15 protein-coding genes, 1 pseudogene and 1 riboswitch are annotated in these 18,940 nt (G+C 49.9%); of the genes and pseudogenes, 7 read left to right on the top strand and 9 right to left on the bottom strand.

Annotated features, from left to right (window positions below; translation table 11 throughout):
* Nucleotides 1-78: 78 nt before the first annotated feature.
* Both MKZ24_RS22860 and MKZ24_RS22865 read right to left on the bottom strand, forming a co-directional pair.
* The gene (locus MKZ24_RS22860; protein WP_042136835.1) at nt 79-1,455 is read right to left on the bottom strand and encodes a DHA2 family efflux MFS transporter permease subunit; all 1,377 of its coding nucleotides are present in this window, start codon (nt 1,453-1,455) and stop codon (nt 79-81) included.
* A 209-nt stretch (nt 1,456-1,664) separates the two neighbouring features.
* Nucleotides 1,665-2,363: a Crp/Fnr family transcriptional regulator gene (locus MKZ24_RS22865; RefSeq protein WP_340786953.1), complete on the bottom strand. Its 699-nt coding sequence runs from the start codon at nt 2,361-2,363 to the stop codon at nt 1,665-1,667.
* A gap of 135 nt (nt 2,364-2,498) precedes the next feature.
* Here MKZ24_RS22865 and MKZ24_RS22870 point away from each other — a divergent pair, with 135 nt between their 5' ends.
* From MKZ24_RS22870 to MKZ24_RS22880, 3 genes are read left to right on the top strand one after another with little or no spacing between them, the layout of a single operon-like run.
* Nucleotides 2,499-2,837 carry a cupin domain-containing protein gene (locus tag MKZ24_RS22870; protein ID WP_042136832.1) on the top strand — a complete coding sequence of 113 codons (339 nt, stop codon included), beginning with the start codon at nt 2,499-2,501 and terminating at the stop codon, nt 2,835-2,837.
* Between the two features lie 16 nt (nt 2,838-2,853).
* Nucleotides 2,854-3,237: a cupin domain-containing protein gene (locus MKZ24_RS22875; protein ID WP_340786956.1), complete on the top strand. Its 384-nt coding sequence runs from the start codon at nt 2,854-2,856 to the stop codon at nt 3,235-3,237.
* The gene (locus tag MKZ24_RS22880; protein ID WP_340786958.1) at nt 3,215-3,970 is read left to right on the top strand and encodes a class I SAM-dependent methyltransferase; all 756 of its coding nucleotides are present in this window, start codon (nt 3,215-3,217) and stop codon (nt 3,968-3,970) included. Before MKZ24_RS22875 ends, MKZ24_RS22880 begins: the two co-directional genes overlap by 23 nt.
* A 155-nt stretch (nt 3,971-4,125) precedes the next feature.
* On the opposite strand, the gene MKZ24_RS22885 is transcribed toward MKZ24_RS22880, so the two are convergent.
* From MKZ24_RS22885 to MKZ24_RS22915, 7 genes are all read right to left on the bottom strand, one after another.
* On the bottom strand, nt 4,126-5,574 hold the full coding sequence (locus MKZ24_RS22885; protein WP_445324195.1) for a 6-phospho-beta-glucosidase: 1,449 nt from the start codon (nt 5,572-5,574) through the stop codon (nt 4,126-4,128).
* A gap of 45 nt (nt 5,575-5,619) precedes the next feature.
* The gene (locus MKZ24_RS22890) at nt 5,620-7,518 is read right to left on the bottom strand and encodes a beta-glucoside-specific PTS transporter subunit IIABC (protein ID WP_340786964.1); all 1,899 of its coding nucleotides are present in this window, start codon (nt 7,516-7,518) and stop codon (nt 5,620-5,622) included.
* A gap of 105 nt (nt 7,519-7,623) precedes the next feature.
* Nucleotides 7,624-8,460 carry a BglG family transcription antiterminator LicT gene (gene licT, locus MKZ24_RS22895; protein ID WP_340786967.1) on the bottom strand — a complete coding sequence of 279 codons (837 nt, stop codon included), beginning with the start codon at nt 8,458-8,460 and terminating at the stop codon, nt 7,624-7,626.
* 327 nt (nt 8,461-8,787) lie between these two features.
* Nucleotides 8,788-9,753, bottom strand: a complete 966-nt coding sequence (locus MKZ24_RS22900) for a DMT family transporter (RefSeq protein ID WP_340790208.1) — start codon at nt 9,751-9,753, stop codon at nt 8,788-8,790.
* A gap of 86 nt (nt 9,754-9,839) precedes the next feature.
* A riboswitch (purine riboswitch) is annotated at nt 9,840-9,950 on the bottom strand.
* 70 nt (nt 9,951-10,020) lie between these two features.
* Complete coding sequence (locus tag MKZ24_RS22905) at nt 10,021-12,132, bottom strand: M56 family metallopeptidase (RefSeq protein WP_340786969.1); 2,112 nt, start codon at nt 12,130-12,132, stop codon at nt 10,021-10,023.
* 2 nt (nt 12,133-12,134) lie between these two features.
* Nucleotides 12,135-12,497, bottom strand: coding sequence for a BlaI/MecI/CopY family transcriptional regulator (locus MKZ24_RS22910; protein ID WP_340786972.1), 363 nt, complete (start codon nt 12,495-12,497; stop codon nt 12,135-12,137).
* A gap of 117 nt (nt 12,498-12,614) precedes the next feature.
* Complete coding sequence (locus MKZ24_RS22915) at nt 12,615-14,099, bottom strand: stalk domain-containing protein (protein WP_340786975.1); 1,485 nt, start codon at nt 14,097-14,099, stop codon at nt 12,615-12,617.
* A gap of 460 nt (nt 14,100-14,559) precedes the next feature.
* On the opposite strand from MKZ24_RS22915, the pseudogene MKZ24_RS22920 reads away from it, so the two are divergent.
* The 4 genes and pseudogenes from MKZ24_RS22920 (at nt 14,560) to MKZ24_RS22935 (ending at nt 18,767) form a co-directional block, all read left to right on the top strand.
* Nucleotides 14,560-14,965 (top strand): annotated as a pseudogene (locus MKZ24_RS22920) (RidA family protein).
* A gap of 169 nt (nt 14,966-15,134) precedes the next feature.
* Nucleotides 15,135-15,884, top strand: a complete 750-nt coding sequence (locus MKZ24_RS22925) for a hypothetical protein (RefSeq protein ID WP_340786977.1) — start codon at nt 15,135-15,137, stop codon at nt 15,882-15,884.
* A 27-nt stretch (nt 15,885-15,911) separates the two neighbouring features.
* Nucleotides 15,912-17,600, top strand: coding sequence for a vWA domain-containing protein (locus tag MKZ24_RS22930; protein ID WP_340786981.1), 1,689 nt, complete (start codon nt 15,912-15,914; stop codon nt 17,598-17,600).
* Between the two features lie 27 nt (nt 17,601-17,627).
* Entirely contained in the window at nt 17,628-18,767 is a 1,140-nt protein-coding gene (locus MKZ24_RS22935; protein WP_340786984.1) for a toxic anion resistance protein, read from the top strand.
* Nucleotides 18,768-18,940 lie beyond the last annotated feature (173 nt).

The raw sequence follows: 18,940 nt of genomic DNA on the forward strand, positions 1-18,940 counted from the left end.
CTCCCCATTTTGAACATGGATTATTGTCGTTAAAACCATGGACGATCTGCGTAAAGTGAATATCCCCTTAACTATTCTTTACGAATGAGTCAGCCCCTTCAGATTAAACGATAAACCTAATCCGGCTATGGCTACTACGGTCAGGCACCAAAAAGCGGCATGGAATCCCTGCATCATATTCACCGGGAATGTGAAAGAACTGTAATTCATCGTAATCGTCATTATGGCTATCAGCAGAACCCCTCCCATAGAGCTGGCTAACGAGCGGATCGAAATCGTCATTGGAGAGGCATGTGCAATCATCTGAGGAGGTACACTTGCCATCGCATAGGCGGTAACAGGGGTCATAATAAACCCGATTCCCACCATTAGAAATACATAGAGCACAGCGAGTATAAGTATGGATGAATCCTGGGATAACATAAGCGAGATTAGCAAAGATACCCCGGCAATGAGGGTAAACCCGCCGCGAAGCACTATCTTCACTCCATAGCGGTCATATATTTTTCCAGAGATTACACTGGTACACCCCAGCAGCAGCGCACCCGGCAGCAGCATCAGACCTGACTCACTTGGCGTCAGCCCCCGGACATTCTGCACATATAACGGAATCAGCAGCTCAGCACCCACCATTACAATGAACATCAGCACTCCAATGATTGAGGCAAGGCTAAAGCTCCTGCTCTTGAACAGCCTGAAATCCAGCAATGGAACGGTAAGCTTCAGCTGACGCCTGATAAATAGAATTATGAACAATATCCCGCTTAGGATAACGGCCCCTGCCCATACCCGCGGGGCACTTTGATCCCCTGCCAGATTAACACCATATAACAGACCGGCAAATCCGGTTGTTGATAATAGAATAGATATGTAGTCCAGCTTCTCCCGGTGTCTCTCCCCCACATTCTGCAGACTGAACGCAGCGAGCAGCAGATTGGCTATCACTACAGGCAGCAATGCATAGAAGAGAATCCGCCAGGAGTGATCCTGAACGACTAATCCTGACAGGGTCGGACCCAGCGCCGGAGCCAGGCCCATTACCAGTCCGATTAACCCCATAGCCGAGCCTATCTTCCCCTTCGGGAACACCCTTAGAATCGTTGTCTGGAACAGAGGCATCAGCAGTCCTGCGCCCAAACCCTGAATAATACGCCCGCCCAGAATAAGGATAAAGTCCGGGGATATTCCCGCGATCAGTGTGCCTGCTGCAAAGACACTTGCCGAAGTGAAGAATAAACCTCTTGTCGTGAATCTTCCGATTAAAAATCCGGCAACAGGCACCGTTATGCCTGCAGTCAGATAGTATACTGTAATCAGCCACTGGGCCCTGCCTTCATTAATCCCCAAATCCAGCATCATTCTGGGCAATGCCGTATTCAGCATCGTCTGCATCAGCTGCCCGAGGAAATTCGCGATGACCAGCGAAGATATAATTAATCCGGGTCTGCTTTTCATTCCGTCTCCACCTGTCTCTCTTGTTATAAAATATATTAAAGATATATTAAGTCCTTAATAAAAGCGGACTACGCCCTCCACTTTAACTTCTACAGATTGTTCTGGTTAATTGGACCGGAAGTAAACACCTTAAATCAAAGACTTAATGTATCTACAATATATCCAAAAGTACAGATTGTCAATCTGTACTTACAGGAGTCCGCATGCTTTTACCACTGATTCTTCCACCACTGCTTCTCATAATCTGCCTTCAGCAATTCAAACTGGTTCCGTGTAAACCGGATCAGTCCATCCTGTGCCATCCGCTGCAACTCTCTGGATAAGGCACTCCGGTCCACAGTCAGGTAATCCGCCAGATCATTCCGGCTGAATGGAATTTCAAAGACGGGCGAATTATTTTTTTGGGCCTGCAGGCTGAAGAAGTGGATAATCCGTTCCCGCAGTGATTTGTGTGAGACCAGGTCAAGCTTCTGATACATCGACCGGTTATTCTCAAGCAGCAAGGTCAGCATATTCTCAATAATCCGGCTTCTCAAATGGCAGGTCGCCTGGCCCGGACGTACAATTTTGTTAATCTTGATGAACAGCACCCGGCACGCCGAGCCTGCAACCGCTTCGTAGCCGCTGGGCTCCTGCTCCAGACGAAGGGCGGTCTCCCCGATAATCTCCCCGCTCTCAAGCTCCGAGAATATGAAGCGCATGCCCGAACTATTCTCTTTGCACAGCAATACATTTCCCTGGAGAATAATACCCGCCGAAACCAGATATTCCTCCTGTTTGAAGATGACATCCTTCTTGGCGAAATCCTTGATGGTACCCTGAAGACAGCCCAGTGCCTGCTGCACCTCACTGATCATAAATCCTTTAAATAAGACCGTGCTTTGGATTTTGTTCATATATTGCTGCACATTTATCCGCCTCCTGTTGCCATGGCAACAGAGTCATTGTACAAACTCTGCTACAATTTAATAAATGAGAACGATTCTCACCTCATCTCATTATACCAAATGTTAAGAATCATTCAATATATACAGGAGGACGGCATGAGCGGAATGACTGCAGGCACAGTATTTTATTTCAATGACATGATTAGCATCCGGCCCTATCAGATATCGAGCAGAACACTGAATATCACAGAAGGTTCGGGCCAAGCCGCTGAAGCACCTGAATGGGTACTATACGGCATGGATAAGGATGAGACCATCAGCTCGGAGACCTCGCCCAGATCCAAGCTCATTCACGTACTGGAGGGAGAGCTTCACATGCTCATAGGAGAGCAGCCCTGTCCATTAACCGCCGGGGCAGCGGTAATCGTCCAGGCCGGTACCTGGCATGAATTCGCTGCGCAGAGCAGCTGCAAATTTCTGCAAATCAGCATATAACCTGGAGGTAGATCGTATGGAGCAAGAACACTATATTAAAAGATTGCCGCAAGCCGAAGTCATGGATTTACGGAAGATCATTACGGTGGAAGAGCAGCAGGTATCGAGCCTGACCCTGGTACAACGCTCCAGTCTCGCCATGACACTGATCTCCCTGGATAAGGGCTCGTCGATTGGCGGCCACTCCTCCCCGGGTGATGCCATGGTGAATATGCTGTCGGGCGAAGCTCAGATCACCATTGCGGATAAACCATACACGGTGCATGCCGGGGAAACGATCATATTACCTGCTAATATTCCGCATGCGCTGTATGCAACAGAAGCCTTCCAAATGCTGCTGATTGTGGTCAAACCGGAGAAGAAGGAGCTGAGACACGTTGAAAAAGGAAGTCGGGCATAATTTCCTGGCCAAACTGGGCAAAAAGCGGCTGCGTCCCGGCGGTGTGGCTGCTACGGACTGGTTGATCCGGCATGCAAAGCTGTGTAAAGACAGCCGTGTGCTGGAAGTGGCCTGCAACATGTGTACCACCTCTATCCAGCTTGCGCGGGAGTATAAGTGCCAGATTACCGGGATTGATATGGACCCCAGGGCACTTGAGAAGGCTGAGAAGAATATTAGAGATGCCAATCTGGAGGGGTACATTCAGGTCAGACAGGCCAATGCGATGAAGCTGCCTTTTGAGGATAACAGCTTCGACGTCGTGATTAACGAAGCGATGCTGACCATGCTGAATCAGGCGGCGAAGCAGAAGGCTGTAGCTGAATATTACCGCGTGCTGAAGCCCGGAGGGGTTCTGCTAACGCATGACATCACTTTTGCGAAGGACAATATGACCGGGGAGCTGGCGGAGCTGCGCCGGACAATTCATATTAATGTAGAGCCGCTGCCTGTTGCAGAGTGGGAAGGACTGTTCAACTCCACCGGATTCACCAAGATCGAACATGCTACAGGCACCATGTCGCTAATGAGCGTTAAAGGCATGCTCCGTGATGAAGGTGTCCTAGGTACGCTGCGTATTTTCAAGAATGCACTTAAAAAAGAAAACCGAGCCCAGTTCAAGAAGATGTATAGCTTCTTCAATACAACCGGCAAGGACCTGAATTATATTGCCGTATGCAGCAGCAAGGACTGATGAAATATATTCCCTGTGCCGCCCGGACTAAAGAGCTCATACACAACAAAAAGGAGCTGACCCAAAAGCCATGAACTGGCTGCTTGGGATAGCTCCTGCTTGGGGGACAGCCTTCTTTGGCTGCTATTCTTATGAAGTCATTGCTGATAGCCTGATTAATCCAGCTGTGTTCCGCTGCTGGCGATTACATTTTTGTACCAGTAAAAGCTGTCTTTGCGGGATCTGGCCAGTGTGCCCTTCCCTTCATTGTCCTTGTCGACATAGATGAATCCGTAGCGTTTCTTCATTTCGCCTGTTCCTGCGCTGACCAGATCAATGCAGCCCCAAGGAGTATAGCCGATCAATTCTACCCCGTCCTCCAGCGCTTCTCCCATTGTCTTGACATGTTCCCGCAAATATTCGATCCGGTAGATGTCTTTGATCGAACCGTCCGCTTCAACGGTATCTACAGCTCCAAGTCCATTCTCCACTACCATCATAGGAATGCCATATCGGTTGTAAATATGGTTCAGGGACCATCTGAGCCCTTGCGGGTCTATCTGCCATTCCCATGCGCTTGCCTGCAAATATGGATTCTTCAGCCCCATCGACAGGTTGCCTCCGATTGCCTGCTGATCCGGTGCTGCGCTTACACAGGTGGATGAATAGTAGCTGAAGGTGTAGAAATCTACACAGCCTTCCCGCAGCGTCTGCCCATCCTCCCCCTCCACCTGGAGCTTAATATTCTTCTCCTTGAAGTATCTTGTAGCGAAGCCCGGATATGCGCCTCTGACCTGTACATCCGAGCAGAGGAAATTGCTCAGATTATCCTTTTGCTGCGCCAGCAGAACGTCTTCCGGATTACAGGTCAACGGGTAAGAACACATGTAGGCAATCATGCAGCCGATCTGGAACTTCTCATTGATCTCATGCCCCAGCTTCACGGCTTTGGCACTTGCTAGGAATTGGTGATGCAGCGCCTGATAACGCATTTGCTCATTGTCGCCGATTGCGGAAGTACCGAGTTCTGCATTGCCCTGTGGCATGATCGCTCCCGCCATGAATGTTCCGAACGGCATCGTCAGAATATTAATCTCATTGAAGGTCAGCCAGTATTTCACACTGTCCTTGTACCTATTGAAGATCACTTCACAGTAACGGACATAGAAGTCAATCGTTCTGCGGTCTGCCCACCCGTTATAGGCTTCAGCCAGATGAAACGGGGTTTCATAGTGGGAGATCGTCACCAGCGGTTCGATCTGATGCTTTTTGAGTTCGGCAAAGACCTGATCGTAGAATTGAAGGCCCTCCTCATTCGGCTGCGCATCATCCCCATTCGGGAAAATCCGTGACCAGGCGATGGACAAGCGGAATACTTTGAAGCCCATTTCGGCAAACAAAGCGATATCCTCCTTGTAGCGGTGATAGAAATCCACTGCCTCATGGCTAGGATAGTTAGAACCGGCTTCAAGAACAGGTGTGATTCTTCTGGATAACGTATGCGTTCCGGCAGTAATCACATCGGCAGTGCTTAGTCCCTTGCCTCCAGCATCGAATCCGCCCTCCAGCTGATTGGCAGCGGTTGCACCGCCCCACAGGAAATCCTCCGGAAAACTTTTGTACATTATGCTCATTCTAGTTCCTCCTCGTTTGGGGTTTCATTGAACAGATCAGATCATGACCGTCAGCAGATTCTCCCTGTAATCAATGCTCTTCAGGTCCGTCTCAATCACATCGAGATACTCTGCGGAATTCGAAATAATGACCGGTGTGGTCAGGGTATAGCCAGCCTCTCTGATCGCCGCTACATCAAACTCCATCAGCAGCTGTCCTTTTTTGACCAGATCACCTTGCTTGGCCTTAGGAGTGAAGTATTTGCCCTTTAATTTGACGGTATCCTTGCCCACATGAATCAGGATATCGACCCCGTTATCACTGGTGATCCCTATGGCATGCCCGGATGCGAACAATGTGGTCAGTACCCCGTCTACCGGTGAGTATACCTTGCCTTCCAGAGGCTCAATCGCGATGCCCTTGCCCATGGCTCCTGTAGAGAAGGCTTCGTCTGTCAGCTCGGACAGCGCTCTGATCTGGCCCTTCAGCGGACTTCCCACAGTCTCCTGCTTCACCAGCGTATTGCGCGGGGTGCCTGTGCTCTTGCTCTCAGCAGCCTCTTCATCCTTAAAACCGGAGAAGAATACAAGAATGAAGCCTAGAATGAAGCTGATTATAATCGCCGCAATTGCACCGTAGAAGCCTTTATCCATACCGTCCGGGCTGATATAACTTGGAATCCCGAAGATGCCCAGCCCCCCGAGAATGTAGCCCTTGGTCCCCATCAGACCGACAATACCGCCACCGACTGCTGCAGCGATACAGCTTAAGACAAACGGCTTCTTGCGCGGCAGCGTAATCCCGTAAATGGCGGGTTCGGTTACACCGAAGATCCCTGAAATGACTGCCGGAATAGACAAAGACTTAAGCTTGACGTTCTTGGTCCGCAGCAGAATAGCCAGCACCGCACCGGTCTGAGCAAAGGAAGCCCCGAAGGAAGCCGCCAGAATCGGATCATATTTCAACACAGCCATGTTGTTGAGCGCAATCGGCACCAGACCCCAGTGCAAGCCGAAGATGACAAATACCTGCCAGAACGCGCCAACCAGCAAGCCTTCAATAACCGGGCTGAGATTGTAGAGGAACAGGGTTCCCTCTCCCAGCAGTTGTCCTGCCCACGTGGAGATTGGACCAATCGCAATCAGTGCCAGCGGAACGATGATCAGCAGAGTGAAGAACGGAACCAGGAAGGTGCGCACTACACTTGGAATCACTTTCTTGAAGAAGCCTTCCAGCTTGGAGCCTACAAAGGTTGAGATGATGATCGGAATAACGCTGGAGGTATACGACATCAGGATGACCGGGATACCCAGGAACGTAATGTAGACCGGTGATTCAAACAGCGTTCCGCTAAAAAGGGTATACAGCGGCTCGCCGGCAGCTGTTATATTGCCGAAGGCCGGATATACCAGCGTTGCACCAATTGCCATCCCGATAAAGATATTGGCGCCAAACTTCTTCGCCGATGTATACCCGAGGAAAATCGGGAAGAAATAGAACAGGCAATCCCCGAGCGCATTAAGAATCTGGTAGGTACCCGAAGTATTCGTAATCAGTCCAAGCGTCACAAACAGGGCAGTGAACCCCTTAATCATGCCCGTTGCGCACAGCACACCGAGCGTCGGAGAGAATACCCCGGAGATCATATCGATAAACCTGTTGAACAGGCTTGTTTTACCGGCCGTGGCTGCCTCTGGCCCGCCCTCCTGGAATCCGCCAGCAGCCATAACCTGGGCATAGACCTCAGATACATGATTGCCGATGACAACCTGATATTGGCCGCCGCTCTGAATGACTGTAACGATTCCATCCATATTTTTCAGCACATCTGTGTTCGCCAGTGTGTCGTTCTTAAGTTTGAAGCGCAGACGGGTCACACAGTGGGTTAATCCGTTAACATTTTCTTTGCCGCCGACATTCCTGATAATCTCTTTTGCGAGTGTATCGTATTTCATAATGAGCCCTCCCAAATCATGGTTAACAAACGAAAGGCGAAACCATCACAGCAATATTCTGCCTGATTTGGTTTCGCCTGCATGACCAGTAACAATCCAAAGGTTTTATTCAGTTTGTCTTTGTGTTACCCGCTGAATGTGAATCGTCAAGTACAGCCTTTCCTCATCCAGAAGCCGGGTGTCCAGGTACTGCTCAATTTTGAGTACACAGCTATGCGCCTTCTTGTATTTGGTCCGTACCTGCTTCAGCAGAAAATCATCAACCGACTCCACCGCTTCCTTCTTACGTGTCCGCTGGAAAAAATACCGCAGATGGGTAATAAACCGTTCATAGCTGACCGAACTCTCATCAATCTCGTTGTTATACGAATACTTAACAATATTGAGAATGTCATCAATCTGTTGCGTCTGTCTGGTGACATCTGCAATCTTATGACCGGAGCTGTTCATTTGTGCATTGATCAGATGCAGGGCAATATTACCGGCTTCATCATCCGGCAGGCGGATGCGGGTATAATTCTCAATGATCTGCAAGGCTTGCAGTGCGATACCATATTCTTTGGGATAACAGCGCTGTATCTCCCAAATAAGCGGATTGGTATTGCGGATTCCCTGATTCCAGAGCCTAAGTGCATGGGTCAGATGATCCGTCAATGTAACATAGATATAATCGCTTAGGCGCACCTTCAGGGATTGCTTGGCATATTCGATAATATCGTAGCTTAAGGCTACATATTCGGCAGGCGCATCTGCCATGAGTGCCTTGAATTTCTCCGAAGCATCATTCTGTTTCAGTACAAACGTCTTCTCAATCAGGGATACATCCACCGGATCGCCGGCGTTCTTCTTGAATCCGATGCCGCGTCCCATGACGACCAATTCATCTTTGCCTGAATCCTTGGCAATAATGGCATTGTTATTGAAAATTTTTTCGATAATCAACCCTCTGCCCTCCTTTATCCCGAATTTCATTCATCAATGCAGGATGTAGACGGATTAATCAAGGATTCCCGCGGCGTCCCGCAGGCCTTAACATAAAGAAAGGCAAAACCCAAAACACGTGACCATGTTTTGGGTTTTGCCTTTTCAGTAACAATCCCAAATACAGAATAGCACTCTATTTCACTTTTGGCAACAAAAATGTTTGCGCTTTCAATAAATGTCATTCCGCCGGATGACCGGACATTCTGCGTATGCAAATAAGCAGAGGATTGATTTCCGGGTAATACGGAAATTATTCCTCTGCTTCATGTTAATGTTGAGTAAGACTTAAACGGATGTTGAAGTTACCGACCGGGAATTCCCCCAGCGCAGCTTATACAGCTCCGGCAGTACGACTCCGATCAGCACCAGAATCACTCCGGCCCACTGTAGGCCGCTCACATGCTCATGCAGTACGAACGAGGACAGCAGCACGGCAACCGGCAGTTCAGCGGCACCTAGAATACCAGCCATTCCTCCCCCAATATGCGGGACACCGATGGCGAACAGGACTGGAGGGATAAAGGCGCCGAACAATCCCAGCAGGAAGCCGAACAACAGCAGCTGACTCCACAGCAAACCGTTAAACAGGAAGTATGGCGGGAACAGGATGAACAGCAGCAGCAGGCCGCCGGTAACCATCCAGGCGCTCCGGTAGGCCGGATGTGCAGCCGGAACGGCTTTGCCGCTGAAGATAATAAACATGGAGTAGCTTACCGCAGATAACAGCCCGAGCATAAGCCCAAGTGCGTTAAACTCGGCAGCTCCCTGATTCAGAATTCCGGCTGCCAGCAGCGTTCCCCCGAACAGCAGAATCAAGGTCAGCACAGTGATTTTATCCGGGCGCTGACGTTTGCTTACGGCCTGGATCAGCACGCTGATCCAGGTGAACTGGAACAGAAGAATAATCGCGAGCGACGCCGGAATATACCGGAGGGACTGGTAGTACAGCAGACCGGTAACCACTGTTGGCGCGCCGGCGAGCATCAGCAGCAATCTGTGCTTCCAGGCCAGCTTCATGGCCGGAGCCTTGCTGACAGCAACCGCTGCCGCAGTATTGGTGCGGCTGCGCTGTTTGCGGTTCTCTCTAACCTTAGTATATAAAGCCAGCAGCCAGGCAAGAATGCAGCCGGTCAGCAGCTGCGTACCAACGACTTCGCCCAGCTTATAGCCTTCTCCGTATGCTAATACGACGATTGTGGATAAAATGCCGTAGCTCATTGCGCCTATGAGCACGGAGATTAAATATTTCATATCTTTCATTTCAATTATGCCCCCTGAATCTCTGTTGTATTGGCCGCAACACGTAAATAATCCTAACTCCGGGATAGGGACCTGTGTAACAAAGTCCTTATCATCGTAGTTAGGAAGAGTAGGCTTCCTGTAGAAACCCTCGCCCTGATTGTACCTGATGGCTGCGAGGTTATACGAGAACAATATGTAATTATCGGGTTGACGACTGTTCATATGTTACACGTCAAGTGAGCTGGCGTCAACCCTTAATTCTTAAAATTTGTGGAGTTACGGAACATAAACCTCTGTGACGGTATTAACCGTGTTATTGCTTACCGTAATCATACAAGGAGGTGCGAAGCCGGTAAACTGCTCATAATACGCAATAAACTCCGCTTTGCTGACGCTTTGGAGCGAGCCGGGATTCTCTCGGTCTATCAGCTTATACTCTGTTTCCGCCGTGACAGTGTAGGGATCGTTAATCTTATATTTGTTGAGGATATAGAATCCTCCCGGCAGATCCTCCTCCGTGATACCCAGGGCGGCAAACCGGTCAGAATCTTCAAGCGTCAGCCACTCCACCTGATCCAAATTTAATGTGTCGCTGTCCATGGCAAGACCTGTAACGTAACCAAGGAAGCTGCTCACAGGTGCAATTGCAAAATCTGCGGCAGTTGCCTCATAATCTACTACAAGATTGTCTCTGGATACCGGCTGGCCCAGTTCAGTTCTGATATATTGAACCGCCACCTGAAGCGGGTCAAGCCATACCTGTTCTGTCCCCGCATCAGCTCCCGCCTGCAGGCCCGCATAGTATGCAGCCAGAGTCACTTCCGTCTCCGGTGTTTCGTAATACTCATTGCCGCGCGTATCCATCCATCGTTCGACGGTCCAGATACCTTGCTCTCCCTGCTTCACCGGCTGGGATAATAATAGCTGGCTGGTCTCACCAGTGGTCAAAATAAATTTGACCAGAATATGATTGCCGCTGAACGTCTCATGCAGAAGCATGCCTTTGCCTTCGAAGAACTTGCGGAGAGCTATCTCCTGACCGGCTGGCCGGGACATGTCGTTCTCACCGCTCCTAATCTCCCCCAGATACTTCGGAATAGAATCCTGATAAGAGAATACAAGTATCGGCTTGCCCATACTCCCGTCTTCGGTAAGCATGCCGTCTTCGATATTTATATTTCCCAGCTGCATTAATTTGTCTGCATTATCCGGCTTAAGCCTGTATTCCAAAGCCCATAGCTGTACAGGTATATCAAGCAGGTGATCGAATTGACCGAGTTTCGCAAATTTAGTGAGGGTACTGCCCTCAAACTGAAGATCCGGTACCGTTCTTTGATAGGAGGCTATATTCGCCTCAATGTATTGTTCCGCATAATCTCTTTCTGTCATTTCTGCCTGCTGTCTGGGGTTGCCAAGCAGCCCCACACCTACAGCGGCGATTCCAACAATACAGAGCAGAGCCACCCAGAATGCAGGTTTGCGGTAATGTAAAATATTGCGGATACGCCCTTTCGTACCGCTCTCTCCAAAAGCAAGCGGGGAGCCGCCTGTAAACCGTCTGCCGGTTGATAACGCTAACAGGGACAGCGAATAATCCTGCTTGATCCCGCTGCCCAGCTGCCGGATCACACTCTCATCACAGGATTTCTCCATATCCTCGCTCATCAGGAAGAAGGCCAGCCAGACCAGCGGATTGAACCAGTGGATGCAGAGTACAGCATAAGCTACCGGCTTGATGATAGGGTCAAACCTGCGGATATGCACCTGCTCATGCTTGATGATGTAAGCCTGCTCCTGATCATGCAGACCGGAAGGAAGATAAATCCGCGGTCTCAGCATGCCGAAGACAAAGGGGGTGGCTAGCTCTTTTGTCTCATACACATTGTCATATAAGTGCCGGGCATTGCCCAGGCTGCGTTTCAGGCGGATCGTAGCCATCAGGCTGTGAACAAGCATAACGCCAATCCCGGTAAGCCAAATATACAGCGCCAGCTCAAACCATGGATTAGCGGAAGCCATGCTGTCTGCAGGTTGAGCAGAAGCAGCTGACTGTGGTACCGCATTCTCCGGGTGCAGGCTGACGTCTGCGGCATAACCCTCCTCCGGTGTCTTCATGGCTGGAGCGGGCTGGGACTCTGGCAGGATTACCTCTGCAGCTGCTTGGTAACCCGTCAATTTCATTGAGATCTGTTGCGCCTCCGCCGGAATAAGACTGATGGTGCTCTCGAAGGAGAACGGGCAGACGAGCCGGAATAAGACTATGGACCATAGAGCATAGGAATAAATTGTGGAAACCCTGCTGAGCAGCAGCCGCACCAGTATCACAATTACAATACAGTAGCTGCCCGTAATACTCATCTTAATCAGGTGTGCAAACAGCTGATCCACGGCTATTCCTCCTTATGCTCCTTGATTAGCTTCACAAAGGCATCTACTTCGCTTTCACTAAGCTTCCGGCTCCGGGTGAACGCAGCCAGAAACCTGGGCAAGGAGCCCTCGAAGGTCTCCTCCACGAACTGCTTGCTCTGTTCGGCGTAGAAATCCTCTTTATTCAATATTGCCGTGACTATACCATTCCGGTTCTCACATATGCCTTTGTTCTCCAAACGCTTCAACATCGTATACGTTGTTGATTTCTTCCAGTTCAGTTCAGTCTCGCACAGCTTCACGAGATCGCCTGAAGGAATAGGCTCACGGCTCCAGATTAAATCTGCGAATTTGGACTCCATATCCGTTAATGCATTTTTCCTCAAGTTATTCAGTCCTTTCGGTCTACAAGTTGTAGACTAAACTGAGTTCAGTTTACAACTTGTAGACCGGAATGTCCAGAGTTGAAGCGTAACCGCTTCAAAGTGTCCGCGGCACTCATTTTATCGGGCTGCTGCAGTTCCCAGCTTCACTTCACCTGTGATTGTATTCCATTGCAGGCCGATCCCGAGAATCCCGCAGATATTCTCCAGCGGGAACATTGTGCTGTCGGGCAAGCTGCCCATTGTAAACTCGCGGGCGGATTTCTTGCCGTTGATATACAATTCGAGCGGATCGCTGACCTTAGCCTGAATCGTCGAATTCCCGTAAACAAAGTTCCAGACAGTGAAATGATAATTGCCGAGCTTCGAATCCTGATTGGATATCCCCCTGCTGACCTGTACACCAAGCGCCTTAAACACACTGGTTAACGGAACATACAGTTTGCTGTCAATCACTGCTGCGGTTCCATAAAAAGAGAACGGCTTCCCGTTCACGGCGAAAGTTAGAGGATGCTGGACCGGCGCCAGGACATAACCCTCTTCATCCCTGGTTGACGTACCGCTGCCAGTCGCAAGTCCCGAGTCAAAACCGTCCCCCCAACCAAGAAAAGCTCCCTCTTTGCGCTGGGCAAATCCGAAGTTCCCGCTGCTTCCCCAAATGTTGGTGATGCCGGCTCCGTCTTTTACCTGAAACGGTTTAACCTGCGCTCCTGAGTTGTAATTCCATTGCCAGACTGTCCCATTCTTCTTCAGCACATAGAGCCGGTAGAATCCCGCCTGCAGCTGATAGACGCCGTTAAGACCGGCAACGGGTGACGTCGCTTGAAGCTCCTTGTTCCAGCGCAGGATCTGGCCGTCGCTCCGGAGCAGGAACACCTCACCTTGCGATGCTGCCATACTTGTTATAGAAGATGAAGCCAGCGTACCTACATTGACCGGATCACTCCCAAGGCGCATCCGGTTCAGGACACTGTTATAGAGGCTCACCTTCTTCACACTGCCAGCCCCGGTAAGAAACAACGCATCGTTACCATTAATCACAGCGGATTTAATTCCTGAAACGCCTTCAAGCTCTAGATACCGGATCTGCACCAAGCTGCTGTCAGCCTGATCATAGGACGGATACCATAGCATTGCGGTCCCGTCTTTTTTCACAGCAATTCCCTTGGAGCCGTCCGTTGTCAGGAAAGACACGTCCTGAAGACCTTCGAGCTTAACCGGACCTCCCCTTCTTTGATCGGGCAGAATGGGGTCATTCGGAATGAAGCTGCTGTAGGCTTGACCCCAGCCCCATACCTCACCGCCCCCGCTTAGCGCGAAGGATGTATTCCCGCCTGCCGCCACCTGCACGATACCGCTTAGACCCTCCACTCTTCTGGGAACGTACTGATTAATGCTGGTACCGTCGCCGACCTGGCCTTGTTTGTTGTATCCCCAGCCGGTCACAGTCCCGTCGCTCCAGGCCGCAATTCCATGCGCAGAACCGCCCGATGCGCTTACCACTTTAAACACAGGCGCCGCAGCTGCTTCCTTGCCGTAAGGCATACATAAGGACACCGCCAGTATACATACTATGAGCTGAATAACTGTTTTACGTAAAAGCAAAGTCAGTTCCCCCTCTTAATATTTTCCCAAAAATATTCTGTGTACTATATAAACAGCGCTTTAGATAGCCCCCGCACTTAATTCGTTACCAGCAAAATAGAGACTTCTTAGGAAGCACTGTATACATAAATGTTGTACGTTTTGCAACTCTGATTCATTGGAAACCGGTTGTTTGACAAGATTGTTGTATAAAATACAAGAATAATCCTGCTAATCCACTCGAGAAAGGAAAATTCATGCCTTTTATACAACAATTTTGGATTTGAGCCGATAAGAGGATGGAATCATTGTATTATGTGCATGATTTTGCAATAATCCACCAGATATCTTCCAACCTATATAGACTAGTATACTTCCAATTATTAGTACAGCACAGCGGACAAATGTAAATGATCCTCTGCTAAAATATGATGGAATATAGCTCAAATCAACAGATCCCCCGGAAGGAGCAATACATAGGATGCAGACGAATACTCAAGTAACTTTCATTAATCCCGAAACCATGCCGAAGTCTAATGGATACAGTCATGTGGCAGAGGTTAGAAATGCCCGGACCATTTATGTTTCCGGCCAGATTGCCCTGAATCCGGAAGGCAAGTGATTGGAGCAGGCGATTTGGCTATGCAGACCAGGCAGGTGTTGAGAATATCCGGACCGCCCTGGAAGCTGCCGGTGCCGGGTTTGATGATGTGGTGAAACTGACCTTCTACATGACTGATATTTCGCAAATGCACATCGTCCGTGAAATCCGCGATCAGTATGTCAATACAGCGGATCCTCCGGCAAGCTCTGCCGTAGAGGCCCGCAAGCTGATCCGCGACGAGTTCCTGATTGAGATTGAGGCAACCGCTGCCGCGCAGCTGTAAAGGGTTAGCATAGACGGGTGAAGCTTATAGGAAGAGTCCGCAGCGGATGCGGGCTCTTCTTTTTTTCTATGCGCTGCCCTCTTTACCGCCATTATTTACAGTCCCTGCACAGTATTTCTCTCCATTTACGAATCAAAAGGAGCAGTAGCTAAATATACTCTTGGAGGGGGTGTTAATCCTGAATAGTTCCGGACCTGTTAAGCTGCTGGGCGTTATTGCCGGAGTCGTCATTCTGAACATTGCTATCTTATCGCCAGGCTTGCTTGGAGTAGCCATCAGCGGGTCCAGTGCTCTTGAAACTGCAACAGGGGTAACCTTGCTGGTTGTCAGCCTGCTGATTGTGCTCTACGGGAGTTATATCCCGCTCTTCAAACGGGCAATTGTTCCCGCTGTCCCCTCTCTCGATTCACGGGAAGACTATATAGCTGAACTTAACCGCTACCGTAATGTGAGGGTGTTGAAAGAGGATGTCGCCCTGGCCCTGGAACAGCTGGAGCGGATGGATAAGAAGAAGCTGACGCTGTTGAATGTCCTTGCCGTGCGTTTCGAGCGGACAGAGCTCAGTTTCCGGAAATTCCACACGGTGATTCAAGACGTTGAGAAGCTCCTATACCTGAATATCCGCAGTATCTTGAACAAGCTAAGCGTATTCGATGCCGCAGAGTTCTCCCAGTTTACGGGTACAATCAACTCCGGCAGATTCACAAGTACATTCATCCAGAAGAAGAACGCCTTGTTCAACGAATATTTCACCCATGTCAAAGGCTGTCTGGCAGCAAATGAAGAGATTCTGCTGAAGCTGGACCAGCTGCTGCTGGAGATCTCCCAGCTCGGAAGTGCTGATTATGACGCCGCTCTGGAAATGCCCTGCATGCAGGAGCTGACCGCTCTGATCGGGCAGACGAAACTCTATCAATAGTGAATCAGTAGTGAAAGGAAGATGATTATGGCCAGGAAAAGCAAAACATTCATCGTTCTGGGCCTCATTGCCGTGTCTGTCTTTGCGCTTGTCTACTTCGGAATCAGTCTGACGGCGAACTTGGGTAAATCCAAAACTGAGATCTCTGCAGAAGATGCTGATAAAAGGCTGAACAGAATCTATAAAGATATTAACGTGAGCAGTGCCGCACCTGTAAAAGGGCAAATCGATCTTGATCCGGCAGCAGTCGGCGATTCATTGCCCGATATCTCCAAATTCCCGCTTTCTGTGAACAGCACAACGGACAGCTACGCCGAAATTTTCTCCTCGACCGAGAAATCCGGCACCGGCAACGACGGCTGGCTGAATGAAGTGGCCAATGACTTCAACGCTGCGGGTATCCTCGTGGATGGCAAGCCCGTCTCTGTCAGCATCCGTAATATCGCTTCGGGTACAGCCGCGGATTATATCCGGTCCGGCAAATATGTGCCAGACGCCTACACTCCGTCCAATGAGCTATGGGGTGAAATGGTCAAGGCAAGCGGCGTCTCTGCAGAACTTGTATCTGAGCGGCTGGCCGGCAATGTAGCCGGGGTGGTCATGAGCAAGCAGAAATATGATCAGCTGGTCGGCAAATACGGCTCGATTAATGTGAAGACGATCACCGATGCCATTGCAGCGAATGAGCTCGCGATGGGCTACACTGATCCTTTTGCCAGCTCCACGGGATTGAATTTCCTCGTGACTGCACTGGGCTCGTTCGACAGTACGGATCTGCTGGGGGACAAGGCGGTTCAAGGCTTTGAGAAGTTCCAGGCGAATGTGCCTTTCATTGCCTCCACTACCCTGCAGATGCGGGATGCGGCGAAGTCGGGCATGCTGGATGCCTTTGTGCTGGAATATCAGACATATGTCAATGCGGCGGATCTGACAAGCGGGTATGTGTTTACCCCCTTCGGGGTACGGCATGACAGTCCGCTCTATGCACTGGGTGATTTGCCAGAAGAGAAGCTGGAGATTATACGCAAGTTCGCCGAATTTGCCGTGCAGGACAAAACCCAGACAGCAGCCTCGGACAGAGGCTTTAACGGTCTGAATGATTACAAGTCCGAGCTGGCTCCGGTGAACGGCTCCCTCCTCTCCTCAGCCCAGAAGCTATGGAAGGAGAAAAAAGACGGCAGCAAACCGATTGCCGCAGTATTCGTAGCTGATGTATCGGGCAGCATGGCCGGGGAACCGCTGAACCGGCTCAAGGAATCGCTGCTGAAGGGCCAGAAGTTTCTGGGCAAGGACAACAGCATCGGATTTGTCTCCTACTCCAGTGATGTGACGATTAATCTGCCGATCGGCAAATACGACACCAATCAGCAGTCCATGTTCGTTGGGGCGATCAATAGCCTGCAGGCTGCCGGAGGAACGGCTACTTTTGACGGAATGGTCGTTGCCATGAAGATGCTGAAAGAGGAACTCACGCTGCATCCGGAGATGAAACCGCTGATCTTCGTGCTTAGTGACGGGGAAACGAATGAAGGACATTCATTGGATGAGATCAGAGGATTGATTGAGAGCTACAAAATCCCCGTATATACAATTGGATATAACGCCAACATCAAGGCACTCGAGAGCATTTCAAGCATCAACGAGGCGGCAAATATCAATGCAGATACTGAAGATGTGGTCTACAAAATCGGCAATCTGCTCAATGTACAAATGTAAGTCCCATATTCCCGAAGGAGGGTTCCCATGTCATTCTCAATGGAAATTCCCAGCCCTGAGAAGCTGAAAGAGGCCGTCGAAGAGCAGGTTCAGCCGGAGCCGGAGGAAGTTACGCAGCTGAAGGAACAGGCGGTCAATAATGTATCCAATATTCTTGCACTGGATTTCGATTCACTGGAGAAACGCAAATCAGTGTTGCAGTCGATTGACAGCTTCGGGATGGGCACCATGCGCTCCTCTTCTGAGAAGAATTCACTCCTTCAGGTATCTGTAGGTAATCTATCCAAGACCGGTGATGAAGGCGGCCAGGTCGCCAGGGGATTAACAGAGCTGCATCTGCAGCTGAAGGATCTGGACCCGAGTGCAGTTGATTTCGCCAAAAACGGCTTCCTGGGCAAGTTCTTCCATCCCCTGCGCAATTACTTCGCCAAATACCAGAAGGCGGATAGTGTCATCTCCGATATCATTCTGTCTCTGGATAAAGGCAAAAGCGTGCTGAAAAATGACAATACCACCTTAGAGATTGAGCAGCAGACTCTGCGGGAGCTGACTAAACGGCTTAAAAAGGAAATTCAGCTCGGCATCCTCATGGATCAGGAGATCGAGACGCAGATTGAGGCGGCTAAGCAGCGCAGTGAAGACGAGGATAAAATCCGGTTCATCACCGAAGAAGTACTCTTCCCTCTGCGCCAGCGGGTTATGGACCTGCAGCAGATGCTGGTGGTGAATCAACAGGGGATCATGGCCATTGAAGTCGTAATACGTAACAACAAAGAGCTGATCCGCGGTGTGGACAGAGCACGGAATGTTACGGTATCTGCGCTCAAAATATCGGTTACGGTCGCAAGTGCCTTATACAATCAGAAGATCGTGCTCAAAAAGATCGAGCTGCTGAACCAGACCACCAACAACCTGATCAGCGGCACCTCCAAAATGTTGAAGGACCAAGGCGCGGCCATTCACAAGCAATCGCTCGAAACCAGTATTTCCGCTGACACCTTGAAGCAAGCGTTCACGGATGTCCTGTCTGCACTCGATTCTATCAGCACCTACAAGCAGGAAGCCCTCCCCAAGATGCGGGAGACGATCAACCAGTTCCGGGAACTGGCGGATAACGGAGAACAGCAGATCCGGCGGCTGGAAAAAGGCAGTACGCTGGGGTTATAGCACTACTGAGCACTACTGTTGTCAGCATAAAGTAATGGATTGGACTGAGCTCTAAAATCAAAACAGCGGCAGCTTAGGACAGAAAAATAGCGTCCTTGACTGTCGCTGTTTCCATAGATAACGTTATATCCTAGTGTTCACAGACATACGGAATACCGTTATTACGTGTTACC

The organism is Paenibacillus sp. FSL R7-0297 (assembly GCF_038009025.1).
Classification (GTDB): Bacteria; Bacillota; Bacilli; order Paenibacillales; family Paenibacillaceae; genus Paenibacillus_AQ.